Source organism: Streptosporangium roseum DSM 43021, assembly GCF_000024865.1.
GTDB classification, from domain to species: Bacteria; Actinomycetota; Actinomycetes; order Streptosporangiales; family Streptosporangiaceae; genus Streptosporangium; species Streptosporangium roseum.
On record NC_013595.1, the window covers coordinates 3,246,360 to 3,270,461 of the forward strand.

The window sequence follows — 24,102 nt, forward strand, 5'->3', positions numbered from 1 at the left end:
AGGGCGGCCGGTCAGGGCAGCCGCTCCGCGAGGCGCCCGGCGGCGTGCAGCGCGGCCCGCGCGGTCTCCCGCGCGTCGCAGCGGTGGCGGGGGACGAGATGGGCACCGAGGCCGGGCGGGCCGAGCGACAGGTCGCTCCGACCGGGACGCCCCCGGCCCAGGGCGATCGTCGCGGTCTCCCCGCCGGGGATCACGCTGGCGTGGAACACACCCGCGGGCAGCGTGTAGGTCTGGCCGGGGCCGTACACCTCGCTCACCCCCGGCAGGCACCGGACGGTGCGCGGGGTCGGCCGGATACGGTCGCCCTCGGCGTCGCTGAGAACCTCGAAGACCCGGTGGGTGGCGCCGGCGGTCGCGTCGCCGACGTCGGCGCGCACGTTCTCCACCCGGCCGTACAGCACGTGGCTGACCAGGTCCCAGCTGTGGCAGTGGATCTGGGAGGTGGTGGAGGCGGCGCGGGGGAGCGTGCTGGACCAGATGTGCACGCACACCCCGTGCTCCTCGGTCCGCTCCAGCGGCAGGCAGAGGAAGCCGAGCGGATGGCGGACACCGACGACGGGCGAGTCGCCCGACCCGATGGCCGCCAGGACCTCCCCCGCCCAGCGGGGCAGGGAGCCGCGCGCCGTGCCGCCGGTCATCTCGTCGTACAGATCCTGGTATCTCATCACAGGTACGGGTTCTTGGCCCGGAGCGCCTTTCGTGTGAGGTCGGCGACGTCCCTGTCGGTGTAGGACCGGGGCAGCGGCAGGCCGAGGGTCTCGAACAGCCTGCGCACCTCCTCGATCGTGGGCTCCTCGCTGAGCGGTACGGACCTGGCCAGCTCGACCGGCACCCGCCTGGCCTGCTCCAGGCTGGCCAGCAGTTCGGTGGTGCAGCTGTCGTAGTAGAACGAGCCCCTGCGGGCGATGAGCGCCCGCCGGGGATCCTCCCCGGTGATGATCAGCGACGACGCCGACAGGTCCCAGCGGAACGTCGTCATCGTGGCCGACAGCCCGATGTGGATCTCCAGCAGGCCGAACCGCTGGTGGTACCAGCAGCCGGCGAGGATGGTCCCGAAGGCCTCCTTGCGGGTGCGCTCGGGCGTCCAGATCTCCCCGGTGCCGTCCGGCTCCTGCGACATCGACCGGCGGAAGCGGGCGTAGGCCTCGCAGACCCGTTCGTCGCCGGGATCGATGATCTCCAGGCGCATCACCAGCGCGCGACGCTCCCTGCGGGCGGCGGCCACGCACTCGGGCAGCGTCACCGCGCGCAGGTAGGTGCCGGTGCCGCCCTTGAAAATCCAGCGGTCGGTGCCGCCGCGCGCCTCGGCGTGCGCCTTGGCGATCTCCTCGGCGCCGTTGAGCACGTTCACGACCGACAGGTCCTGCAACGCCCGCCCGGCCCCGGAGACCACGCCCTCCAGCCGCTCCAGCCGCTCCGGCAGCGCCGAGGTCATGGCGAAGCTCTCCCGCATCGCCGTCTCGACCGGCTCCTGGCGCCAGCGGTCACGCAGGATGGCGGTGGTCAGCAGGGCCAGCACCAGCAGGGTCCCGGACTCGATGACCTGGTCCCGCAGAGCCTTGTCGATCGAGTCGTCCAGCAGGCCGACCACGCCGACGCCCGCTGCGAGCAGCAGTGCGATGAAACCGTCGGCGTTCTTACCCAGCCATGCCCCGAACCGTGCCATCCGCCCCATGCGCGCTCCGCCCGCCCGGTCGCCAGTCAGCCCCGCCGTCATGGTAGGGCCTTACCCGGGGCGCGCTCCAGGCCCCGGCCCCGGCCCCGGCCGGTGGACGGCGGCGACCGGGGCGTCAGCCGTACGGGGGACGGGTCAGAACCAGCCGCGCTTCTGCGCCATCGCGTGAAGACCGGCGCGGAGCGACTGCTCGACCTGGCCCGGGTGGTCGTTGTAGCGGACCGTGAAGCGGTTGTAGGTGTCGTGGCTGGAGCTCATGAAGCCGCCGCGCTTGTCGGCCTCCAGGATGACGTCCATCGCCTGCGGACCGGCGATGAAGGTCAGTTCGAGCTCGTTGAAGTGCCGGGCGTACTCGTGGCCCGCGTAGTACTCGATCTCCTGGAAGAACGGCATCTGCGAGCCGCGCAGGGTGCCGCGCTCCAGGTCGGCCTTCTTGAAGCGGAACCCCAGGTTGTCCAGCGCGCCGAGCACGTGGTCCTGGGCGGGCAGCGGGTTGACGAACAGCGGGTCGAGGTCGCCCTTGTCCAGCGCGCCGGCCAGGGCGAGCTCGGTGGAGACACCGAGCTGCATGCCGCGCAGCGGGTGGCCGCCGATGGCGCTGATCGGGGTCTCCCACGGGACGGGGATCTCGAAGGGGGCCGACTGCGGGGCGCCCGCCGCGAGGTGGAACGGGCCGGTGATCTGCTTGCGCAGGAAACTGTAGGTCGACTTGTGCTCGTTGTCGCCGCTCTCGACCTCGACCACCGCGGTGAAGTCGATGAAGATGCCCTCGACCTTGTAGTCGGAGCCGCCGCCGCGGAAGTTGACCTGCCCGCGCAGGACCTCGCCGGGGCGGACGTTGGAGTTTTGCAGGATCGTGTCGACCTCGACACCCGCGCCGAACGCGGCCATCAGCTTACGGAACACCATTGGGGGACTCCCGGGATAGAAGGTTTCAGTTGGGTTCAACGGCTCGCTTGACCTGGCCGTTCCCGCTGCCGAGCTGCGGCAGGATCTGGGCCAGGAGCATGGTGGACAGCACGGAGGACTCGCCGGACGCGCCGTCGGTGCGCACGACGACCGGGCGCGGGGCGTTCTCGGCCAGCTTGGCGCCCACGTCCAGGCGGCGGCGGGCCAGCTCGTACTGGAGCACCGCCCGGTTGTCGCGGTAGGCGTCGGCCAGCCGGCGCAGCCCCTTGGCCTCGTTCTCCGCGGAGGTGAGCTGGGCCCGGCCCTTGGCCTCGATCTCCCAGCGCACCCGCTGGGCCTCGGTCTCGTGCTCCTCCAGCATGCGGGCGACGTCCTTGCGCGCGGTGTTGGCGGCGGCCCGGACCTCGACGATGCGGGCGTCCCGCGTCTTCTTGGAGCGCTCGATCTCCATCAGCAGGGTGTCGATGCGCCGCTTGCGGGTGAGCTCCCACTCCCGCTCGAAGGCCGACAGCTCCTTGGCGACCTTCTCGCGGGTGGCCAGGTGCTGCTGGTACTGGTCGGGCAGCTGCACGTCGGGGATGTTGGCGCCGGTGATCCGCACGCCGTAGCGGCCGAGCTGGCGGGTCAGGAGCTCCTGCATGTCGCCGACGTCGGACCCGCGCAGGTCGTAGGCCCGCTCGGTGTGCACGAGGCGGCTGCGCTGGCGGATGGCGTCCTGTACGGCGCTGCTGAGCACGAGGTCGAAGTTGCCGGCGCCGATCGTCCGGACGAAGGCCACCGGGTCGATGATGCGGAACTTCAGGAAGAACTCGATCGACTTCAGCGGCACGTTCTCCGCGGTCGGGCAGGCCACGATCGGAGCGGAGTAGGGGATCTCGGTGGAGGTGTCCACCACCGCGTCCACCCGGTCCCACGGCAGCCACAGGTAGTGGCGGCCCGGGGGCAGGGTGCCCACGATCGCGCCCCACCGGCTGCGCACGCCGGTGGTGCCCTCCTCGATCTCGATGATCGCCCGGCGCCACAGCCAGACCAGTGCCACGATCAGGGACAGCACCGCGCCGAGCGCGGCCAGCGCGGCGAACACCCCGCCGGACAGCAGGGCCGTACCGGCGAGGTAGAGGGCCAGGAAGATCAGAGTCAGCCAGGCGAAGCCCCGGCGGTCCTTGGGGATGACCACCGGGACGAGCTGGCCGGACTCGCCGCCGCGCAGCAGCTGGCGGATCTCCGACCAGGAGGCCAGGGATTCCTTGATCTTGGAGAACTCTCTGCTCATCTCAGGCCTCTTCCTGTGCGGCGGGCGCCGCGGTCTCCCGTACGGCGGGCGCCGCAGTTTCCCGTACGGCGGGCGCCGCGGTCTCCGCGACCGGGTTGAGCAGGGTGGTGATCTCCGCCTCGCGGCCCTCGACCCGCCTGCCGATCTCGGTGATCCGTTCCCTGATCGCCGTCATGTCCGCCGCGGAGAACAGCTGCGCCTCCCGGCTGCCGACCAGTTGCCTGGCCAGGGAGAGCAGGTCGATGTCGGTCGTCTCGCCGACCTGCACCACGCGGGGCAGGTGGGAGGCCACGGACTCCAGCTTGTCGAGCAGGTCCTGCTGGAACCGGTACTCCAGGATCTCCGGCGCCTCGGCCGCGCTCAGCGCGCGGATGTCCAGCGCCTGCGCCTCCAGCAGCGCGGCGTTGGCCTTGGCGGTGGACTCCGCCTCCACCAGCCGCTGGCCCGCCTGCGCCTTCGCCTGGTGGGACGCGCGCTCCAGCGCGGTGTCCATCCGGGCCTGGTAGCCGGCGATCTCGGCGTGGATGGCCGAGAGCTGCTCCTGCAGCCCGGCGAGCTCCTTGATCAGGTCGCCCTCGTTCTGCTCCTTGCGCAGCTGGAGCTCGTACTCGTAGGTGTACGCCTCCTTGGCGACCCTGATCATCTCCGGGGCGGCCAGGTCCATCCGGTATTCCTGGCTGGACGGCTCGGCGTGGGTGATGTTCACGTCGGTGAGCCGTACGGCGGGCAGGAACTGCTGGTTGAGGTTGTCCAGCATGCCCAGGGTGCTCTCCCCGACCAGATCGTAGATGTCCTCGGCGCGCTGGGCGTAGATGAGGGAGCGGGTGACCTCGCTGATGGCGTTCTGCAGCTTGGCCTGGAAGCCGCTGACCGAGCCGAGGACGAAGATGAACTCGGCCGGATCCTCGATCCGGAACTGCAGGAACAGGTCCACGCTGGCCTTGACGCCCTGCTGGGTCGGCGCCTCGCGGATGGGGGCGTTGAAGGGGTATTCGCGGGTGGTGTTGACGATGTAGCTGACCCGCTTCCACGGGTTGAGCAGCGTCACCCTGCCGGGCTCGGCGATCTGCACGAGCTTGCCGAACTTGGTGATCAGAGCCTTGCAGCCCTCGGGCACCATCACCACGCTCCGCCGCCACCACAGGAACGCGGCGGCCAGCACCAGCACGGCCCAGTAGTGCGGGCCGAACAGCACCCGCGCGCCCTCGGGGAGACCGGTGGCGACCAGGCCGACCAGGCCGAGCACCGCCAGCACGATCAGGGGGACGACCACCCGGGCGGTGGTGCTCTTGGGGATCACCACCGGCGAGATCACGTGGACCGCCTGGCCGTCCGGGCCGTTGCCGGTGAAGCTGCGGTTGACGATCTCGCCGGCCTCGTTCAGCGACGCGCCACGGGCCTCGATGACCGTGCCCAGGGACGCGCCCTGGTCGCGGGCGGCCAGGAAGTCGGAGGGGTTGAGCGCGAATCCCTTCTCACTGCCCGCCTGGCCCGCGAGCTGCCCCATCGCCTGGTTGGCCAGCTGGCCCACCACCTGCCGCGGGTCGCCTCCCTGCCCTATCGCCTGCGCAGCGGCCATCGCCGACTGCATGGCCTCTCTTGGCCGGGACATCAAACCTCCGAGGTAGATATGTGTGGAGAGCCCGATATATCACGCTTGGTAGGCGGGCGCACCCGGGAAAGTAAAGAGCATCCGGCTTGCGATCCGCTTGCCGCTCGATTGAGACGGCCGTCCGTGACGCGGCCGGCGGAGGAATGTCGGTGGCTCCGCCTACAGTGGGTGGAGTGAGGCCGGTAACTGATTTGCAGCGCAAGGTGGCGCCCTTCGAGGTCGTCACCGACATGACCCCTTCGGGCGACCAGCCCACCGCGATCGCCGAGCTCGAACGGCGCGTCAAGGCGGGTGACAAGGACAACGTCCTGCTGGGTGCCACGGGCACGGGCAAGACCGCCACGGTCGCCTGGCTGATCGAGCGGCTGCAGCGGCCGACCCTGGTCATCCAGCCCAACAAGACGCTCGCCGCGCAGTTCGCCAACGAGCTGCGCGAGATGATGCCCAACAACGCGATCGAATACTTCGTCTCCTACTACGACTACTACCAGCCCGAGGCTTACGTCCCGCAGAGCGACACCTACATCGAGAAGGACTCCTCGATCAACGACGAGGTCGAGCGGCTGCGCCACTCGGCGACCAACTCGCTGCTGACCCGCCGCGACACGATCGTGGTGGCGTCGGTGTCGTGCATCTACGGCCTGGGCACCCCGCAGGAGTACGTCGACCGCATGACCTCGCTCAAGGTCGGGCAGGAGATCGAGCGCGACAGCCTGCTGCGCCGCCTGGTCGACATGCAGTACACCCGTAACGACCTGGCCTTCACCCGGGGCACCTTCCGGGTGCGCGGCGACACGATCGAGATCATCCCGAAGTACGAGGAGCTCGCGGTCCGCATCGAGATGTTCGGCGACGAGATCGAGAAGCTCTCCACCATGCACCCGCTGACCGGCGAGGTGATCACGGAGGACGAGGAGCTCTACATCTTCCCCGCCTCCCACTACGTCGCGGGCACCGAGCGGATGGAGAAGGCCGTCCGGGGCATCGAGGCCGAGCTGGCCCAGACCCTGGAGACGATGGAGCGGCAGGGCAAGCTCCTGGAGGCCCAGCGGCTGCGCATGCGCACCACCTACGACCTGGAGATGATGCGCCAGATCGGCACCTGCTCCGGCATCGAGAACTACTCCCGCCACATGGACGGCCGCGCCCCGGGCAGCGCCCCCAACACGCTGCTCGACTACTTTCCCGAGGACTTCCTGCTCGTCCTGGACGAGTCGCACCAGACCGTGCCGCAGATCGGCGCGATGTACGAAGGCGACGCCTCCCGCAAGCGCACGCTCGTCGAGCACGGCTTCCGCCTGCCGTCGGCGATGGACAACCGCCCGCTCAAGTGGGAGGAGTTCCTGGAGCGGATCGACCAGACCGTCTACCTGTCGGCCACCCCAGGCACCTACGAGCTGGGCCGCTCCAAGGGCGACGTGGTGGAGCAGGTCATCCGGCCGACCGGCCTGGTCGACCCCGAGGTGATCGTCAAGCCCACGAAGTCCCAGATCGACGACCTGGTCCACGAGATCAGGACCCGGACCGAGAAGGACGAGCGGGTCCTGGTCACCACGCTGACCAAGAAGATGTCCGAGGACCTCACCGACTACCTCCTGGAGCTCGGCATCCGGGTCCGCTACCTGCACAGCGAGGTCGACACCCTGCGCCGCATCGAGCTCCTCCGGGAGCTGCGGATGGGCGAGTTCGACGTCCTGGTCGGCATCAACCTGCTCCGTGAGGGCCTGGACCTGCCCGAGGTGTCGCTGGTGGCCATCCTCGACGCCGACAAGGAGGGCTTCCTCCGCTCGGAGACCTCGCTGATCCAGACCATCGGCCGCGCGGCCCGTAACGTCTCCGGTCAGGTGCACATGTACGCCGACCGGATCACCCCCTCCATGGAGCGGGCGATCGAGGAGACCAACCGGCGCCGGGCCAAGCAGACGGCCTACAACGAGGCGAACGGCATCGACCCGCAGCCGCTCCGCAAGAAGATCGCCGACATCCTCGACTCGCTCAACCGCGAGGACGCCGACACCGCGCAGCTCCTCGGCGGCAGCGGCCGCCAGCAGTCGCGCGGCAAGGCCCCGGTCCCCGGCTTCGTGGTCAAGCAGGTCGGCCAGCACGCCAAGGCGATCGCGGGGGAGATGCCCCGCGCCCAGCTGGAGGCGCTGGTCGAATCGCTCACCGACCAGATGCACCAGGCCGCCACGGATCTCCAGTTCGAGGTCGCGGCCCGGCTCCGCGACGAGATCAAGGAGCTCAAGCGGGAGGTCCGAGACATGCGGGAGGCAGGAGTCTCCTGAACCGGGTCTCCTGGGCGGCGGGCTTCTGACCAGCGGGCTCCTGAGCCGAGGTCTTCTGGGCGGCGGGCTTCTGACCAGAAGGTTTCTGAGTAGGAGTTTCCTGGGCCGGGGTCTTCTGACCAGCGTGCACCTGAGCAGGAGTTGCTTGGGCGGCGGGCCCCTGAGCAGGAGCTTCCCGAGTCGGGGTCTTCTGGGCAGCAGGCTTCTGACCAGAAGGCTTCTGAGCAGGAGTTGCCTGGACAGAGGTCTTCTGATCAGGAGTTTTCTGAAGCCGGGGTCTCCTCCCCGGGCAGCCGGGCCGGAGTCTCCTGCCCGGTTGGCCGGCTGCCCGGGGACCGCCTCCCCGGGCGACCGCCCCCGCTCCTTCGGTCAGCCGACGCCTGCCTCGGCCCGCAGCAGCCCGGCCAGCGACGCGCCGTCGGCCGCGGCCAGCCCGCGCGCGGTGAACCAGGTGGCGACGTTGCGGGCGTCGCGGTCGAGGAACTCCGGGCCGGTGGGGTGGGCCACCACGTCCACGATCTGCGGCAGGTCGATGATGATGAGCCGTCCCTCGTGGACGAGGATGTTGTAGGGCGACAGGTCCCCGTGGGCGAGCCCCTCACGTGCCAGGATCACCATGGCGTCCACGAGCTGCTCCCACAGCTCCGCCAGCCCCTCGGAGACGGCCGCCAGGCGAGGCGCGGCGAAGCCGTCGGGGCTGCCGACGAACTCCTCCAGGACCTCGGTGCCGACGATCTGCACCGGGTACGGCACGGGCACCCCCAGCCGCCAGAGGCGGCACAGCGCCGCGAACTCGGCGTTCGCCCACTGCCCGGCGATCATCTCCTTGCCGAACCGGGACCGGCTCGACATCGCCCGGCTGATCCGGCTGTCACGGACCCCGCGACCCTCCAGATAGCCGGCGTCACGGTGGAAGAGGCGGTGCTCGGCCGAGCGGTAGCGCTTGGCGGCCAGCAGGCAGACCCGGTCGGTGTCCGGGACGCCTCGCGAGATGAGGTGGACGTCGGCTTCCTTGCCGGTCTTCAGGATGCCGAGCTCGGTGTCGACGGCGGCCAGCTCGGTGACGAGCCAGCCGGGATGCGGCTGGGGGCCGCGCTCGGTGGGAGTGCTCAGATCCCAGGTGGACCACCGGTCACCCGACGGCGGGCCGTCGAGGTCCTCGGGCGCGGTGGTGTCGAGCCATTCGATGTCGTCGTCGTCCAGACGGTTCTTGCCGCGACGACGGTGTTCTGAACGCTTGGGCACGGGCGGGTTCTCCAGGAAGGAAGCTCCACCGGCGCCGTGGTCAGATCGGCGGGCGGCCGGTGGGAGGGGCAGAGACGCGAGAAGGACATGCGAGAGCCGTCACGGGTCACCCTCCCTTCCCCTGCGGGCGCGTTCGGCGCCCCCGGAATCCCTGCCGTCGGGCGCGTCCAGTGCGCCCGGCGATCAGCGGGCACGATTTTGCCAGTCGCCCGGAAGATCGGCAACCGGATTTATCCCCTCGCGCGCCGCCGCCGGGCCGCACACCGCCGCGGCCCGCGACGGTATACCGGGAGGCGACGGTATGCCGGGAGGCGACGGTATGCCGGGAGACGGCATGCCGGAAGTACGGCGGAGCGGCGGAGTGCGCCCTCTGCCGCGGCCTGGTCGACGGCTTGGCCGAGGACGGCCGGCGGCGGTTCCTGCGGCGCGGCTTCGGTACGGCCCCGTTCTCGGCCGAGGAGAAGTGGACGCTTGCCGCGATGCTTCGCAGCCGAGGTGGTCGCCGATGAGCCGCAGCGGCACGACCGGCGCGTCCGGCGGTGCGCTGGACAGGCTGACCTGCGTCCGGCGGTGCGCTGGACAGGCTGACCTGCGTCCGGCGGTGCGCTGGACAGGCTGACCTGCGCCGGGACGGGCTCCGGCCCGGAGGCCGGAACGGGAGGTCCGGCGCTTCAGCGCGGGTCGTCGGGGCGGGCGCGGTCGACCATCGTGCGGTTGTAGAGATCGTCGATCTGGTCCAGGGGGTCGGGGGCGCGGCGGCGTGCCTCGATCTCCAGGTCGGTGCGGCTCTGGATCTCGTCGATGCCGCCGGAGGCGTGCGCCATCTGGTCGTTGAGCAGGTCGGCGCGGATCCGGGCGCAGGCCGTGGTCAGCTTGGCGTGGTGCTCGCGAAGCCTGCCGAGCGCGGTGTGGTCGACATAGGCGGACACGCGGCGCTCCTGGGCGTAGACGCCGAGCTGGGCGTCGAGCTGGTCGGCGTGCGCGCCGATCTCGGCCACGAGCTGCGGCAGGTCGCCGAGCCCCCAGCCGTCGCGGAGGGCGTGCTCCACCGTCTGGCGGGTCAGGGAGACCTCGCGGCGCAGGTCGAGCCGCATCCGCTCGGTCTCGGCCGCGTCGCCGGTGCCCATCGCCGCCACGTGGGAGGCGACACGGGTGCTCACCTTGCGGGCCTTCTTGGTGGCCTTCTTGCCGACCTTGACCAGCAGGTAGATCCCCGCGGCTCCCAGAAGCAGGAAGAACAGGAAGATCACCAGCATGATGGTGATGAAAGTGCCGATCGAAGCCACCTCCCGGCAGGAGAGGAACGGAGTGTTTCGAGCATAGCCCGCGCATCCGGGTGGGCGCGGCCGTCGTTCAGACCGGACTCCGCCGTAACGCGCGCCGCCGCCGTACCTTGCGGATCGCCCACCAGGCGAACAGCGCCAGCACGGCCACCGCCACGATGACCAGGACCGGCAGGAAGATCGCGATCAGGCTCATGCCGAGCGCTCCGGCGTCCTCCACCGTGCTGACCACGGGCGCGCCCACCCCGGCGGTCGAGGCGTTGACCACGGGCCGGGCGGTCGTCTTCATCACGTGCACGGCCAGCGCGATCCCGATGCCCAGCACCCAGCTCAGCCAGGGATTGTGACTCATCCAGGTCGAGCCGTCGAGGCGGGCCGCCGCCTCGGTGGCGCTGAACACCACACCGCCGGAGGCCGGGCGGACCACGGTCTGGATCATGTCATTGACGCTGTCCACCACCGGGACCTTGTCCAGCACGAACTCGGCGAGCAGCAGCACGCCGATGATGCCGAGCACCCAACCGTTGGACAGCCACGCGAACTCCTGTGGCAGCCGCAGCTGATCGGTGAAGTTGGCGACCAGGCCGACCATGAGCAGCGGGATGTAGGCGTTCAGCCCCGCCGCGGTGGAGAGCCCCAGGCCTGTCAGTGCCGCGAGCATCGTGCCTCCGTTGTGTCTCGTCCCCTCCTTCAACGATTCCCGGTCGCCGATGGATCCCACCGGATCGCGGCGATTGCCGGACGCGAGAGGAGCGGGCGCCGGAAACGGGGCGACGGGCACACGACGACGAGGGGCGCGTCCCGTGCGGGACGCGCCCCTCGTGTTCCCCCTGAGGGCTACTCCGAGACGGGGACCCGGAGCACCTCGCCCTTGCCGGGCACCATGGCCTTGTTGGCCACGTAAACGGCACCGTCGGGGCCGACGGCCACGCTGAGCGGGGTGACCAGCGTGCCGGGTTTGAGAAGCTCGGTGCGGGTGCCGTCGGCCTCGATCCGGTAGACGGCGCTCTTGGTCATGCCGTCGGCGGGGATCGGCCCGACCGAGCCGAGGACGATCAGCCGGCCGGCGGCGTCGAAGGTCACGTCGGCCACCGTGGTGAAGCCCTTCGCGGCGGTGGTGACCTTGCCCCGCTCCAGGCGGAGCACCCGGGCGGCGCCTTCCGGGTTCGGGAATCCGCCGTGCTCGGCGACGTAGTAGGCGCCGTCGGGGCCCTGGGCGATGCCCATCGGCACCGACTGCATCGGGATCTTGCTGCCCTTCGGCATCTTGAGCGCCGGCGGGGCGGCCACCGACCGGGCGTGGAAGACCGCCTCGGTGCTGACACCGCCCTTCCTGCTCACCCGCAGCACGGAGTTGCCGCCGGTGTCGGCGACCAGCGCGCCGCCGCCGGGCAGCGGGGCCACCCCGAACGGGTAGGAGTCGACCGAGCTGCCCTTGTCCTTGCCGTCGGGGTTGCGCTTGGTCTCGTGGGCGGCCAGATCGGCGATGGAGATCGTCCTGCCCTTCGCGGAGAGCGTCAGCAGCGTGCCCAGGGTCTTGCCCTTGGGGCCGAGCTTGGCGCGGAAGGCCGTGTCGCCGGAGAAGCCGACCGTCACCAGCAGGTCGCCCTTCCCGGTGAGCGCGACGTCGTGCGGGCCGAGCGCGAACCCGCCGCTGGCCGCCGACGGAAGACCGCCGATGAGCACCGAGGACTTGCCGTCCTTGAGCGTGCTCACCCGGCCGGTCAGGCCGAGGCACATCTTCTCCGCCTTCTCGCCCTCCGGAGCGGGAGGCGTGGCACACCTGACCTTGCCGCCGTGGCCGGACTCGGCGATGTAAAGCGTGCCGTCGGGGCCGAAGAACAGCCCGCGCGGGCTGTCGAGGCCCTTGGCGACGACCTTGGCCGCGTCCTCGGACGCGTGCGCCGTCGCGACCGGCGCGACCGTCACGGCCAGCGCCGCGATTCCCCCCGAAGCCGCCGCGAGCAGCCGGCGACCGACACGAACTCCGCTCAACACGATCCCCTCCGCAACCGCCCCGCCCATCCGTCGGCGGGAGCGAACACGGGAGAAGCTATGAGCGGCGCTAGCCTCCTCACAAGGGAATCCCGCCCCAATCCACCGGCCCGCGAGACGATTTCCGTCCAGCGGGTGAGGGCGCGTCCCTCCTCAGGATGACGAGGGCCGGCTCAGGCGGATCCCGGCGGCGCGGCTGACGGGTCTCAGGGGGCAGGCCTCGCCGCCGACGGATTCCAGGGAGGACGGGCCCCCGGCGGGCGGCCCCTCACCGTCGACGGGGCCCACGGTCCACCGGACTCACGGCCCTTCGCCGTCGCCCCCGCGCCGTCGGCCCTCCGCCGCCGACGGGGCCCGCGGTCCAACGGACTCACGGCCCTTAGTCGTCGGCCCTCTGCCGTCGAAGGGGCCCGCGGTCCACCGGACTCACGGTTCACGGCGATGCCCGCCGCCGGTGACGGCCTCAAGGCGCTCCGCGGCGGTGGCGAACTCCTCGATCATGTCGTGGACGACCCGGCGGGCCGGTCTGACCTGGTTCATCTGGCCCACGACCTGCCCGACGAAGTAGTTGACGAGCTCCCCGGCGCCGGGGTCGCCGCTGTCGGCCGCCCGGCCGATCCGGGCCATCGCCCCCTCGGCCAGCAGCATCTGCAGCGGCATCGGCAGCGGTCCCGGGCTCTCCTGCGAGCCGTCCCACTCCTCGGTCCAGGCGGACTTCAGCTGCCGGGCGGGCTTGCCGGTCCGCGACCGGGACCGGACGGTGTCGGAGGAGGTGGCGGCCAGCATCTTCTGCTTGACCGAGGGCAGGGTCTCGGCCTCCTCCGTGGTCAGCCAGACCGAGCCGCACCACACCCCCTCGGCCCCCAGCGCGAGCGCGGCGGCCATCTGGCGGCCGCAGGCGATGCCGCCCGCCGCCAGCACCGGGACGTCCACGGCGTCCACGACCTGGGGAACCAGCACCATGGTGGAGATCTCGCCGGTGTGCCCGCCCGCCTCCGACCCCTGTGCCACGATCACCTCGGCTCCCGCGGCCACCTGGCGCCGGGCGTGCTCGACGGTTCCGACCAGCGCGGCGACCGGGACCCCGGCCTCCCGGGCCTTGGCCACCATCTCCGGCGGAGGCGGGCCGAGCGCGCTGGCGATGAGGCCGATCGGGTGCTTGAGCGCCACGTCGACGAGGCCGGTCGCGCCCTCGGCGGTCACCCGGCGTCCCATCTCGTCGGCGTAGGCCGACATGGCCCCGGTGAACGGCTCCGGCAGGCTCACCCCGTACTTGCCGAACAGGTGCGTCACGAAGTCGCGGTGCCGTTCGGGGATGACGTCGAGGAGCCGGGCGCTCCGGTCGGCCGCCGACGCGTCGATCCCGCCGGGGACGAGGACGTCCACGCCGTACGGCCGGCCGCCGACCCGCTCGTCGATCCAGTTCAGTTCCGCGTCGAGCTGCCGGGGGGAGTAGGCGACGGCGCCGAGCACGCCCATCCCGCCCGCGTTGGTCACCGCGGCGACCACGTCGCGGCAGTGGCTGAAGGCGAAGAGGGGGAACTCGACGCCGAATCTCTCACAGATCGCGGTGCGCATGCCGCGACCGTAAATCCCAGAACCTTGTTCGGTCCAGGGGGCGGGGGAACTTCAGGCGCCGCCGGCCGGCCCGGTCCCGGCGGCCCCGGCGGGGGCGACACGCTGAACGGATCCGACGGTCCCGGAAGGCGGGGGGTGCTCGGCGGCGCTCAGGAATCCGGCGTGCTCCACGGCCCCCGTGGTTCCGGCGAGCCCGTCGGCTTCGACGGCTTCGACGGCCTCGCCGGGATCCGCGATCCCGGCGGTGCCGGGATCGACGCGGGTGCCGTTGAGGTGGGGCGGCAGCCACCCGTCTCCGGGCACGTAGCGGCGGACGACCTTGGCCGGCACGCCGGCGATCACGCTGTGGTCGGGGAACTCGCCGCGCACCACGGCTCCGCCCGCGACCACGCACTGCCTGCCGATCCGGGTGCCCGGCAGGATGATCGAGCCGGTGCCCAGCCAGGAGCCCGAGCCGATGACCACGGGGTTGTTGCGCGGCCACTGGCGGCCGATCGGCGTCTCCGGGTCGTCGTAGACGTGGTTCTGGTCGGTGATGTAGACGTACGGGCCGGTGAACACGTGGTCGCCGATGTCGATCGACTGGTGGCCGACGATGTGGCTGCCCCGGCCGATCGAGCAGCTCCCGCCGATCCGCACGATCGAGTCCGGGCCCAGGTCCACCCCCGGGCCCATGCCCGCGGAGATGGAGACGCGCTCGCCGACCAGGGTGTGCTCGCCTATCTCGATCCAGGCCTCGCCGAAGATCGCGCCGACGGGGAACGACAGGCAGGCGCCGTCACCGAGGCGGCGGAAGCGGTAACCGGCGGGATTGGCCGGGCTCACCGTGCCGGCCGCCCGGATCGCGGCCCAGCCGCGGTGAATGAGGCTGCCGGCGGCACGCCGTACCACGCCACGAATCGACATAACGGCCTAAGTTACCGCTTGGTCATTTTCCAATGGAATGCGGGGCGGGAGACGTCCGGACAGTTCGCGGGAACGGTTTGATATCCTGAGAGTCCGTGGACAGGTGGGCCGCTATCAGGGTGTGCCGACTGATCTATGACGACCACGGGAGACTTCTTGCGCAGCGCCGCACACACCAAGCATCTGTTCGTCACCGGCGGCGTCGCCTCCAGTCTCGGTAAGGGACTGACGGCGTCGAGCCTCGGACGCCTCCTCAAACTGCGTGGTCTGCGGGTCACCATGCAGAAGCTCGACCCCTACCTCAACGTCGACCCCGGGACGATGAACCCGTTCCAGCACGGTGAGGTGTTCGTCACCGACGACGGAGCGGAGACCGACCTCGACGTCGGCCACTACGAGCGTTTCCTCGACACCGAGCTGCACGGCTCGGCGAACGTGACCACCGGCCAGGTCTACTCCAACGTCATCGCCAAGGAGCGCCGCGGCGAGTATCTCGGTGACACCGTTCAGGTCATCCCGCACATCACCAACGAGATCAAGGACCGCATCCGGTCCATGGCCGGTCCCGACGTGGACGTGGTCATCACCGAGGTCGGCGGCACCGTCGGCGACATCGAGTCGCTGCCCTTCCTGGAGGCCGTCCGCCAGGTCCGTCACGAGGTCGGCCGCGACAACGTGTTCTTCCTGCACGTCTCGCTGCTGCCGTACATCGGGCCGAGCGGCGAGCTGAAGACCAAGCCGACCCAGCACTCGGTCGCCGCGCTGCGCAGCATCGGCATCCAGCCCGACGCGATCGTCCTGCGCTCCGACCGCCCGGTCAGCACCTCGATCAAGCGCAAGATCAGCCTCATGTGCGACGTCGACGAGGACGCCGTGGTCTCCGCCGTGGACGCGGCGAGCATCTACGACATCCCCAAGGTGCTGCACTCCGAGGGACTGGACGCCTACGTCGTCCGCCGCCTCGGTCTGCCCTTCCGCGACGTCGTCTGGCAGGAGTGGGAGCAGCTCCTGCGCCGGGTGCACCACCCGGCCAAGGAGGTCACGATCGCGCTGGTCGGCAAATACATCGACCTTCCCGACGCCTACCTGTCGGTCACCGAGGCACTGCGCGCGGGCGGCTTCGCCAACGACGCCCGCGTCAACATCCGCTGGGTGAAGAGCGACGACTGCGAGACCCCCGAGGGCGCCGCCCGCGAGCTGGACGGCGTGGACGGCGTGCTCGTCCCCGGCGGCTTCGGCGTGCGCGGCATCGAGGGCAAGCTCGGCGCGATCCGGCACGTCCGGGAGAACAAGATCCCGCTGCTCGGCATCTGCCTGGGCATGCAGTGCATGGTCATCGAGGCCGCCCGCAACCTCGCGAACATCGAGGACGCGGGCAGCACAGAGTTCGACCCCGAGACCACCCACCCGGTCATCTCCACCATGGCCGACCAGGAGGACGTCGTCTCCGGCGAGCGCGACATGGGCGGCACCATGCGGCTGGGCCTCTACCCCGCCAAGCTCGCCGAGGGCTCCCTCGCGCGCCAGCTGTACGGCATGGCGAAGGTGGACGAGCGCCACCGTCACCGCTACGAGGTCAACAACTCCTACCGCGCCGAGCTGGAGAAGGTCGGCATGGTCTTCTCCGGCCTGTCGCCCGACGGCCGCCTGGTGGAGTACGCCGAGCTGCCCGCCGACGTCCACCCCTTCTTCGTCGGCACCCAGGCGCACCCGGAGTTCCGCTCCCGGCCGACCCGCTCGCACCCCCTGTTCAAGGGGCTGGTCGGCGCCGCCCTGACCTATGCCGACGTCCGCGGCAGCTCGGCCAAGGCCGGGCGGGGCAAGTGAGCGTCTCCGGGCTCGACGTCCAGGACGTCCCGGAGGAGTGGAAGGTCGTCTCCTCCACCGAGCACTTCAGGGGACGCGTCATCGCCGGGGTGACCGACGCGGTCCTCATGCAGGGCGAGGAGGTCGTCAACCGCGACTACGTGCTCCATCCAGGATCGGTGGCCGTGGTCGCGCTCGACGGCCAGGACCGGGTGCTGATGATCCGCCAGTACCGCCACCCGGTCCGGCGCCTGCTCTGGGAGCTGCCGGCGGGCCTGCGTGACGTGGAGGGCGAGCCGCTGCACGTCGGAGCGGCCCGCGAGCTCGCCGAGGAGGCGGGCTACCGGGCACGGACCTGGCACACCCTGGTCGACGCCTTCACCTCTCCGGGGATGACCGACGAGCGGACCCGCATCTTCCTCGCCAGGGACCTCAGTCCCATCCCCGAGGGGGAGCTCGACTTCGTTCACCGGCACGAGGAGGTCGACATGCCGGTGGTCTGGATTCCCCTGTCCGACGCGGTTCGGCGTGCCCTGGCGGGAATGATCCACAATTCCCAAGCCGTGGCCGGTATTCTCGCCGCATACGCCGCTTCGGCGGATGCTTTCGCCTCACTGCGGCCCGCCGACGCGCCGGAGGCATGACAGGAGGACACCCTGAGCGAGACGGAGGCCGTCCTCTCCAGCTACCTCGCCCATCTGGCGCTGGAGCGGGGCCTGGCTGCCAACACACTGGCCTCCTACCGCCGTGACCTCCTGCGGTATGTGGAGCATCTGAAGAGCCGTGGACGCGTCACCTTCGGAGAGATCGCCGAGGGTGACGTCACGGCCTTCCTGGCCGCGCTCAGAGCGGGCGACGAGGAGCACCAGGCCCTCGTCGCCAGCTCGGCGGCGCGCGCCGTCTCCGCGGTGCGCGGCCTGCACCGCTTCGCGCTGCGGGAGGGTGTCTCCGACCACGACCCGGCCCACGGGGTACGGCCGCCGAGGCAGCTCAGGCGGCTGCCCAAGGCGATCAGCGTGAACGACGTGGAGCGGCTCATCGCCGCCTCCGGCCCCGAGGGCGCACCGCTGACGATGCGCAACCGGGCGCTGCTGGAGTTGCTGTACGGCACGGGCGCGCGCATCTCCGAGGCCGTGGGCCTCGCGGTGGACGACGTCGACCTGGGTTCCGACACCCAGCAGGTGCGGCTGCGCGGCAAGGGCGGGCGCACCCGCCTGGTGCCCCTGGGCCGTTTCGCCAGGGAGGCGCTGGGCGCCTACCTCGCCCGGGCGCGTCCGGGCATCGCCGCCCACGGAAGGGGCACCTCGGGGCTGTTCCTCAACGCCAGGGGCGGCCGGCTCACCCGCCAGGGCGCGTGGGAGGTCCTCCAGGCGGCCGCCGAGCGCGGGGGGCTGGCGGGAATCTCCCCCCATATCTTGCGACATTCGTTCGCAACGCACCTCCTAGACGGGGGTGTGGACGTTAGGGTGGTTCAGGAATTACTCGGCCACGCCTCGGTGACCACCACGCAGGTGTACACCCTGGTCACGGTCGACAAGCTCCGCGAGGCCTATGCCGCGGCGCACCCGCGCGCGCGGCATTGACCTTGGTTATGTCCGGGCGTGCCGCCTTGCCGCATACGTGTTGACGCCATAGTGTCCGTCCGGACGGTCCGGTTCGAGGCCGTCAGGGAGGTTCGACTGGTGACTGTGACCACCGACGGTTCTGTCCGGGGAACGACCCCCGGAAACCCCGAGAATCCCTGGGGGGACACCAAGACCGCCGGGACCCCTCACACTGGGGGAGTCCTCGGCCCGACCGGGCGACCCCGTCCGGTCTTTCCCGACCCGCCCCCCCGTACGGTGCACGGGCCGGCGCGGGTCGTGGCCATGGTCAACCAGAAGGGCGGCGTCGGCAAGACGACCACCACCATCAACCTGGGCGCGGCGCTGGCCGAGGCCGGGCTCAAGGTGCTGCTGGTCGACTTCGACCCGCAGGGCGCCCTCTCCGTCGGCCTCGGGATCAACCCCCACCAGCTCGACCTGACGGTCTACAACCTCCTGATGGAGCGGCAGATCACCGCCAGGGACGTGCTGATGGAGACCGGTGTCGAGGGCATGGACCTGTTGCCCAGCAACATCGACCTGTCCGCGGCCGAAGTCCAGCTCGTCACGGAGGTCGCCCGCGAGCAGGTGCTCGGCCGGGTGATCAAGCCCCTCCTGCCCGAGTACGACGTGTGCCTGATCGACTGCCAGCCCTCCCTGGGCCTGCTCACGATCAACGCGCTGGCCTGCGCGCACGGCGTCATGGTGCCGCTGGAGTGCGAGTTCTTCGCGCTGCGCGGGGTCGCGCTGCTCATGGACACCATCATCAAGGTCCAGCAGCGCATCAACGAGGACCTGGTCATCGAGGGCCTGCTCGCCACCATGTACGACGCGCGGACCCTGCACGGCCGCGAGGTGCTGGCCCGGGTGGTCGAGGCGTTCGACGACAAGGTCTACCACACGGTGATCAACCGGACGGTCCGCTTCCCCGACGCCACCGTGGCCGGTGAGCCCATCACCAGCTTCGACTCCTCCTCGCTCGGCGCCAGCGCCTACCGCGAGCTGGCCCGCGAAGTCCTCACCAGATGGGCCGCGCTGGAGCAGTGACCGCGGTCCCGGGTGCGGGACAATGGTGGGATGACCGAGCAGCCGAAGACGGCCGACGGCACCCTGGGGGTGCAGGCGCCCGACGACACCTTCAGGGTGCACCTGGAGGTCTTCGAGGGCCCCTTCGACCTGCTGCTCGGTCTGATCTCCAAGCACAAGCTCGACATCACCGAGGTCTCGCTCAGCCAGGTCACCGACGAGTTCATCTCCTACATCCGGGCCCGGGGCCCGGAATGGGACCTGGAGCAGACGAGCCACTTCCTGCTCGTCGCGGCGACCCTGCTCGACCTCAAGGCGGCCAGGCTGCTGCCCTCGGGCGAGGTCGACGACGAGGAGGACCTCGCCCTCCTGGAGGCGCGCGACCTGCTGTTCGCCCGCCTCCTGCAGTACCGGGCCTACAAGGAGGTCGTGAAGGTCTTCTCCGGCCGGATGGCCGAAGAGGCCCTGCGCTTCCCCCGGACCGTGCCGATGGAGGCCCAGTTCGCCAACCTCCTGCCCGAGCTGATCCTCGGCATCGGCCCCGACCGCCTCGCCCAGCTCGCCCAGCGGGCCTTCGCGCCCAAGGTCCCTCCGTCGGTCTCCGTCGCCCACATCTACCAACCACTCGCCAATGTGCGGGATCAGGCGGTTATCCTTGTCGAGCGGCTGCGGCGGGTGCGCCGGGCGACCTTCCGGGCCCTCACCTCCGACTGCGCCGGCACCTTCGAGGTCGTCGCGCGTTTCCTGGCCGTCCTGGAGCTCTACCGGGAGGCGGCCGTCTCCTTCGACCAGGTGGAGCCCCTCGGGGAACTGCACGTGACCTGGACCGGCAGCGACGACGGAGACGTCGCCGTGGCGGACGACTACGACGAGAGCATCAAGAGAGAGCCCGCCCATGACTGACGTGGTGCCCGAGCCGGACCTGTACGCCGGGTTGGAGGCCATCCTGCTCGTGGTCGACGAGCCGGTCGCCGAGATGACCCTCGCTCAGATCCTGGAACGGCCCACCGACGAGGTCGCCGCCGCACTCCGTAAGCTGTCGGCGGAATACACGGAGGCCGGCCGGGGTTTCGACCTTAGAGAGGTCGCGGGCGGCTGGCGGTTCTACACGCGGGCCGAGTGCGCGGCCCTCGTGGAGCGGTTCGTCCGCGACGGCCAGCAGACGCGGCTCACCCAGGCCGCGCTGGAGACCCTGGCCGTGGTCGCCTACCGGCAACCGGTCAGCCGGGCCCGGGTGGCGGCCATCCGAGGCGTCAACAGCGACGGTGTCATGCGCACGCTGGTGACGCGGGGGCTGGTCGAGGAGGCCGGCACCGAACCGGAGAGCCAAGCCTTGCTCTACCGGACAAGTTCGTATTTTCTCGAGCGGATGGGCCTGAGGGATCTCGACGAGCTCCCCGAGCTGGCACCGTTCCTGCCCGATGACGTGGAAACCCTAGAGGAGCACAAGTAGTGAACAGCAGGCGTAGTACCCCGTCCGGTGATGGACGCGGTCGAGGCCGTAGCGGAGCCCCGCGCGGTGGCAGCCCCCGTGGGGGCGACAACTCCCGAGGCGGCTCCCGGTCCGGCGGATCCCGTGGTGGATCGCAGGGCGGGTTCCGCTCCGACGCCCCGCGCCGTGACGACCGCGGCGGGTTCCGCGCCGAGCGCGACGGTTCCCGCAGCCGGTTCGGCAGGCCCGCCGAGGGCGGTCCCCGCTCCGACGCCCCGCGCCGTGACGACCGTGGTGGTTCGCAGGGCGGGTTCCGCTCCGACGCTCCGCGCCGTGATGACCGTGGCGGGTTCCGTTCCGACGGCCCGCGCCGTGACGACCGCGGCGGTTCGCAGGGCGGCTTCCGCTCTGACGCTCCGCGCCGTGATGACCGTGGCGGGTTCCGTTCCGACGGCCCGCGCCGTGACGACCGCGGCGGTTCGCAGGGCGGCTTCCGTTCTGACGCTCCGCGCCGTGACGACCGTGGTTCGCAGGGCGGCTTCCGCTCCGACGGTCCCCGCCGTGATGACCGCGGTGGTTCGCGTGGTGGTTCGCAGGGCAGGTTCCGTTCTGACGCTCCGCGCCGTGACGACCGTGGTTCGCAGGGCGGGTTCCGCTCCGACGGTCCCCGCCGTGACGACCGCGGCGGGTTCCGCGCCGAGCGCGACGGTTCCCGCAGCCGGTTCGGCAGGCCCGCCGAGGGCGGTCCCCGCTCCGACGCCCCGCGCCGTGACGACCGTGGTGGTTCGCAGGGCGGGTTCCGCTCTGACGCTCCGCGCCGTGACGACCGTGGCGGGTTCCGTTCCGACGGCCCGCGCCGTGACGACCGCGGCGGTTCGCGTGGCAGGTTCGGTGCCGACCGTGGCCGCGGGGAGGCGCCCGGCGCCGGTTCCCGCAGCCGGTTCGGCAGGGCCGGCCGAGGGGACGAGGTCCAGACGATCGGTGGCAAGCGCGCCGACTCCTACGGCGAGCGCCGTACCGTCGCCGACCGCGGCCCCGCGAAGGCCGAGCGCAGGCCCGGAGCGATCGACAACGACCGGTTCAAGACCGCCCGCCAGCCCAAGCGCGACTCGGACTTCTACGACCGCGACTACGTCGACGAGCGCGACACCACCGAGGTCCCGGACGGCGTCCGGCTGCAGAAGGTCCTCGCCCAGGCGGGCGTGGCCAGCCGCCGGGCCTGCGAGGACATGATCGGCGACGGCCGGGTGACGGTCGACGGCCAGGTGGTCCGCCGCTTCGGTGCCCGGGTCGACCCGGCCAAGCAGGTCATCCACGTGGACGGCAAGCGCCTGCCGACGATGCCCGACCTGGTCTACCTCGCCATCAACAAGCCGATCGGCGTCGTCAGCACCATGTCCGACCCCGACGGCCGCCCCTCGCTGGCCGACTTCGTGGCCGACCGCACCGAGCGGCTGTTCCACGTGGGCCGCCTGGACACCGAGACCGAAGGCCTCATCCTGCTCACCAACGACGGCGAGCTGGCCAACCGGCTCACCCACCCGAGCTACGGCGTGCAGAAGAAGTACTGGGCGAAGGTCCCCGGCAGGATCGAGCGTGACCTGGGCCGCCGCCTGAAGAAGGGCATCGAGCTGGAGGACGGCATCGCCAAGGCCGACTCCTTCACCCTGGTGCAGGAGCATGGGCAGCAGGCCCTGGTGGAGGTCGTCCTGCACGAGGGCCGCAAGCACATCGTCCGCCGCATGCTGGAGGAGGTCGGGCACCCGGTCATCGACCTGGCCCGCATCGAGTTCGGCCCGGTGAAGCTCGGCCGTCTCAAGCCGGGCACGGTGCGCGCGCTGACCGTCAAGGAAGTCGGCGAGCTCTACGCCGCCGTCGGCCTGTAACCTTCCGTAATACGCACGTTTAGGACACGCCGGACCGCCTGCGGGGTGGTCCGGCGTGAACGGTATGGAGGAGCGACGATGGTGCGGGCGATCCGGGGCGCGATCCAGGTCGATGGCAACGACCGGGAGGCCATCCTGTCCGGGGTGACCGAGCTTGTCACCGAGGTGATGGGGCGCAACAGGCTCACCACCGACGACGTGATCAGCGTGATCTTCACGGCCACGCCCGACCTGACCGCGGAGTTCCCCGCCCTGGCCGCGCGCAAGCTCGGCTTCCACGACGTCCCGCTGATCTGCGCGTCCGAGATCGACGTCCCGGGCGCGCTGCCCCATGTCGTCCGGCTGATGGCCCACGTGGAGACCGACCGGCCCCGCCAGGACATCCAGCACGTCTACCTGCGCGGCGCGGTGGCCCTGCGCGTGGACATCGCCCAGTGATCCCGTCATGCGGCACCACATCCGAGAAGTCCGGGGAGCACGCGTGAGCGGTCTCGAGAGCGTCCTCGTCGTCGGCACGGGCCTGATCGGCACCTCGGTCGCCCTGGCCCTGCGGGAGCAGGGCGTCACCGTCTACCTGGCCGACCGCGACGCGGGAGCCGTACGGCTGGCGCGGGAACTGGGCGCGGGCACCGAGTGGAATGCCGGGCGGACCGTGGACCTCGCGGTCATCGCGGTCCCCCCGCAGGGGGTCGCCGCGCAGCTCGCCGACCTCCAGCGGGCCGGGGCCGCCCGGTTCTACACCGACGTGGCCAGCGTCAAGGCGCTGCCGCTCCGGCAGGCCGCGGACCTCGGCTGTGATCTGAACACCTACGTCGCCGGGCACCCGCTGGCGGGCCGGGAGCGCTCGGGGCCCGCCGCGGCCCGGGCCGACCTGTTCCTGGGCCGCCCGTGGGCGCTGTGCCCGACGGAGGAGACCTCGCCCGACGCGGTGGAGGTCCTGCTCGGGCTGATCAAGCTCTGCGGCGGCGAGGCCGTCCGGGTCGAGGCCGCCGAGCACGACAGGGCCGTCGCGATCGTCTCGCACGCCCCGCACGTGACCGCCTCCGCGGTGGCCGCCCGGCTCGCCGACGCGCCGGCGACCGCGCTCGGCCTGGCCGGGCAGGGTGTCCGCGACGTCACGCGCATCGCGGCGGGCGACCCGGGCCTGTGGACCGGGATCCTGTCGGGCAACGCGCTGCCGGTGGCCGACGTGCTGGAGGCGGTGGCCGCGGACCTGGCGGCCGCGGCCGCCTCGCTGCGGGCCTCCGCGGATCCGGAGGCCATGGGCCAGGTCACCGAACTGCTGCACCGCGGCGTCGCGGGCACGGGCCGGATCCCCGGCAAGCACGGAGGCCCGGCGCGCACCTATGCGACCGTCCAGGTCATCATCGGCGACCGTCCGGGCGAGCTGGCCAAGCTGTTCCTGGTGGCCGAGGCGGCGGGCGTCAACATCGAGGACGTCCGGCTGGAGCACGCCCCCGGGCTGCCGCTGGGCGCCGCCGACCTGTCCGTGCAGCCGGAGGCGGTGGCGGTGCTGTCCGAGGCCCTGCGCGCGCACGGCTGGCACCTGCCGTAGCGGGTCCGTTCCGTGGCCCGCCGCGGCGGGCCACGGAACGCCCGGGGCGATCG

The 24,102-nt window shown here is 71.2% G+C and carries 21 protein-coding genes; 10 read left to right on the forward strand and 11 right to left on the reverse strand.

Going from position 1 to position 24,102, the window contains the following annotated elements; genetic code table 11:
- Nucleotides 1-11: 11 nt before the first annotated feature.
- From SROS_RS14430 to SROS_RS14450, 5 genes are all read right to left on the reverse strand, one after another.
- The gene (locus SROS_RS14430) at nt 12-665 is read right to left on the reverse strand and encodes a hypothetical protein (protein WP_012889677.1); all 654 of its coding nucleotides are present in this window, start codon (nt 663-665) and stop codon (nt 12-14) included.
- Complete coding sequence (locus tag SROS_RS14435) at nt 665-1,675, reverse strand: hypothetical protein (RefSeq protein WP_012889678.1); 1,011 nt, start codon at nt 1,673-1,675, stop codon at nt 665-667. The genes SROS_RS14430 and SROS_RS14435 overlap by 1 nt, the downstream gene beginning before the upstream one ends.
- Before the next feature lie 135 nt (nt 1,676-1,810).
- Nucleotides 1,811-2,584, reverse strand: coding sequence for a sporulation protein (locus SROS_RS14440; protein ID WP_012889679.1), 774 nt, complete (start codon nt 2,582-2,584; stop codon nt 1,811-1,813).
- A 25-nt stretch (nt 2,585-2,609) separates the two neighbouring features.
- Nucleotides 2,610-3,857, reverse strand: coding sequence for an SPFH domain-containing protein (locus SROS_RS14445; RefSeq protein WP_012889680.1), 1,248 nt, complete (start codon nt 3,855-3,857; stop codon nt 2,610-2,612).
- A 1-nt stretch (nt 3,858) separates the two neighbouring features.
- Nucleotides 3,859-5,469 carry an SPFH domain-containing protein gene (locus SROS_RS14450; RefSeq protein WP_012889681.1) on the reverse strand — a complete coding sequence of 537 codons (1,611 nt, stop codon included), beginning with the start codon at nt 5,467-5,469 and terminating at the stop codon, nt 3,859-3,861.
- Nucleotides 5,470-5,642: 173 nt separating this feature from the next.
- Here SROS_RS14450 and uvrB point away from each other — a divergent pair, with 173 nt between their 5' ends.
- On the forward strand, nt 5,643-7,754 hold the full coding sequence (gene uvrB, locus SROS_RS14455) for an excinuclease ABC subunit UvrB (protein WP_043652017.1): 2,112 nt from the start codon (nt 5,643-5,645) through the stop codon (nt 7,752-7,754).
- A 369-nt stretch (nt 7,755-8,123) separates the two neighbouring features.
- On the opposite strand, the gene SROS_RS14460 is transcribed toward uvrB, so the two are convergent.
- The 6 genes from SROS_RS14460 to SROS_RS14485 all read right to left on the reverse strand — a co-directional run bounded on the left by SROS_RS14460 (nt 8,124) and on the right by SROS_RS14485 (nt 14,761).
- A complete protein-coding gene (locus SROS_RS14460) occupies nt 8,124-8,999 on the reverse strand; it encodes a serine protein kinase RIO (RefSeq protein ID WP_012889683.1) in 876 nt (291 codons plus the stop codon).
- 671 nt (nt 9,000-9,670) lie between these two features.
- Nucleotides 9,671-10,255, reverse strand: coding sequence for a hypothetical protein (locus SROS_RS14465; protein ID WP_245564640.1), 585 nt, complete (start codon nt 10,253-10,255; stop codon nt 9,671-9,673).
- A 97-nt stretch (nt 10,256-10,352) separates the two neighbouring features.
- A complete protein-coding gene (locus tag SROS_RS14470) occupies nt 10,353-10,943 on the reverse strand; it encodes a DUF4126 domain-containing protein (protein WP_012889685.1) in 591 nt (196 codons plus the stop codon).
- A gap of 176 nt (nt 10,944-11,119) precedes the next feature.
- Complete coding sequence (locus SROS_RS14475; RefSeq protein WP_169369300.1) at nt 11,120-12,277, reverse strand: ScyD/ScyE family protein; 1,158 nt, start codon at nt 12,275-12,277, stop codon at nt 11,120-11,122.
- A 426-nt stretch (nt 12,278-12,703) separates the two neighbouring features.
- Entirely contained in the window at nt 12,704-13,855 is a 1,152-nt protein-coding gene (locus SROS_RS14480; protein WP_012889687.1) for an NAD(P)H-dependent flavin oxidoreductase, read from the reverse strand.
- A 51-nt stretch (nt 13,856-13,906) separates the two neighbouring features.
- On the reverse strand, nt 13,907-14,761 hold the full coding sequence (locus SROS_RS14485) for an acyltransferase (protein ID WP_012889688.1): 855 nt from the start codon (nt 14,759-14,761) through the stop codon (nt 13,907-13,909).
- Nucleotides 14,762-14,917: 156 nt separating this feature from the next.
- Here SROS_RS14485 and SROS_RS14490 point away from each other — a divergent pair, with 156 nt between their 5' ends.
- From SROS_RS14490 to SROS_RS14530, 9 genes are all read left to right on the forward strand, one after another.
- Nucleotides 14,918-16,588, forward strand: a complete 1,671-nt coding sequence (locus tag SROS_RS14490) for a CTP synthase (protein WP_043655618.1) — start codon at nt 14,918-14,920, stop codon at nt 16,586-16,588.
- Nucleotides 16,585-17,211 carry an NUDIX domain-containing protein gene (locus SROS_RS14495; protein WP_012889690.1) on the forward strand — a complete coding sequence of 209 codons (627 nt, stop codon included), beginning with the start codon at nt 16,585-16,587 and terminating at the stop codon, nt 17,209-17,211. Before SROS_RS14490 ends, SROS_RS14495 begins: the two co-directional genes overlap by 4 nt.
- Nucleotides 17,212-17,223: 12 nt before the next feature.
- Nucleotides 17,224-18,150 (forward strand): site-specific tyrosine recombinase XerD, encoded by a 927-nt coding sequence (locus SROS_RS14500; RefSeq protein ID WP_012889691.1) that lies wholly within the window; start codon nt 17,224-17,226, stop codon nt 18,148-18,150.
- A gap of 99 nt (nt 18,151-18,249) precedes the next feature.
- On the forward strand, nt 18,250-19,197 hold the full coding sequence (locus SROS_RS14505; protein ID WP_012889692.1) for a ParA family protein: 948 nt from the start codon (nt 18,250-18,252) through the stop codon (nt 19,195-19,197).
- Between the two features lie 30 nt (nt 19,198-19,227).
- Nucleotides 19,228-20,079, forward strand: a complete 852-nt coding sequence (locus SROS_RS14510; protein ID WP_012889693.1) for a segregation and condensation protein A — start codon at nt 19,228-19,230, stop codon at nt 20,077-20,079.
- The gene (gene scpB, locus SROS_RS14515) at nt 20,072-20,629 is read left to right on the forward strand and encodes an SMC-Scp complex subunit ScpB (protein ID WP_012889694.1); all 558 of its coding nucleotides are present in this window, start codon (nt 20,072-20,074) and stop codon (nt 20,627-20,629) included. Before SROS_RS14510 ends, scpB begins: the two co-directional genes overlap by 8 nt.
- Nucleotides 20,629-22,494 (forward strand): pseudouridine synthase, encoded by a 1,866-nt coding sequence (locus tag SROS_RS14520; protein WP_012889695.1) that lies wholly within the window; start codon nt 20,629-20,631, stop codon nt 22,492-22,494. Before scpB ends, SROS_RS14520 begins: the two co-directional genes overlap by 1 nt.
- 78 nt (nt 22,495-22,572) lie before the next feature.
- Nucleotides 22,573-22,932, forward strand: coding sequence for a chorismate mutase (gene aroH / locus SROS_RS14525; RefSeq protein WP_012889696.1), 360 nt, complete (start codon nt 22,573-22,575; stop codon nt 22,930-22,932).
- A gap of 7 nt (nt 22,933-22,939) precedes the next feature.
- Nucleotides 22,940-24,049, forward strand: a complete 1,110-nt coding sequence (locus tag SROS_RS14530; protein WP_043652019.1) for a prephenate dehydrogenase — start codon at nt 22,940-22,942, stop codon at nt 24,047-24,049.
- Nucleotides 24,050-24,102 lie beyond the last annotated feature (53 nt).

Bases quoted from the DNA above. Each gene is read 5' to 3' on its own strand.
- SROS_RS14430 (WP_012889677.1), bottom strand. From the start codon at position 665: ATGAGATACCAGGATCTGTACGACGAGATGACCGGCGGCACGGCGCGC.
- SROS_RS14435 (WP_012889678.1), bottom strand. From the start codon at position 1,675: ATGGGGCGGATGGCACGGTTCGGGGCATGGCTGGGTAAGAACGCCGAC.
- SROS_RS14440 (WP_012889679.1), bottom strand. From the start codon at position 2,584: ATGGTGTTCCGTAAGCTGATGGCCGCGTTCGGCGCGGGTGTCGAGGTC.
- SROS_RS14445 (WP_012889680.1), bottom strand. From the start codon at position 3,857: ATGAGCAGAGAGTTCTCCAAGATCAAGGAATCCCTGGCCTCCTGGTCG.
- SROS_RS14450 (WP_012889681.1), bottom strand. From the start codon at position 5,469: ATGTCCCGGCCAAGAGAGGCCATGCAGTCGGCGATGGCCGCTGCGCAG.
- SROS_RS14465 (WP_245564640.1), bottom strand. From the start codon at position 10,255: ATGCTGGTGATCTTCCTGTTCTTCCTGCTTCTGGGAGCCGCGGGGATC.
- SROS_RS14470 (WP_012889685.1), bottom strand. From the start codon at position 10,943: ATGCTCGCGGCACTGACAGGCCTGGGGCTCTCCACCGCGGCGGGGCTG.
- SROS_RS14480 (WP_012889687.1), bottom strand. From the start codon at position 13,855: ATGCGCACCGCGATCTGTGAGAGATTCGGCGTCGAGTTCCCCCTCTTC.
- SROS_RS14485 (WP_012889688.1), bottom strand. From the start codon at position 14,761: ATGTCGATTCGTGGCGTGGTACGGCGTGCCGCCGGCAGCCTCATTCAC.
- SROS_RS14510 (WP_012889693.1), top strand. From the start codon at position 19,228: ATGACCGAGCAGCCGAAGACGGCCGACGGCACCCTGGGGGTGCAGGCG.
- scpB (WP_012889694.1), top strand. From the start codon at position 20,072: ATGACTGACGTGGTGCCCGAGCCGGACCTGTACGCCGGGTTGGAGGCC.
- aroH (WP_012889696.1), top strand. From the start codon at position 22,573: ATGGTGCGGGCGATCCGGGGCGCGATCCAGGTCGATGGCAACGACCGG.
- SROS_RS14530 (WP_043652019.1), top strand. From the start codon at position 22,940: ATGCGGCACCACATCCGAGAAGTCCGGGGAGCACGCGTGAGCGGTCTC.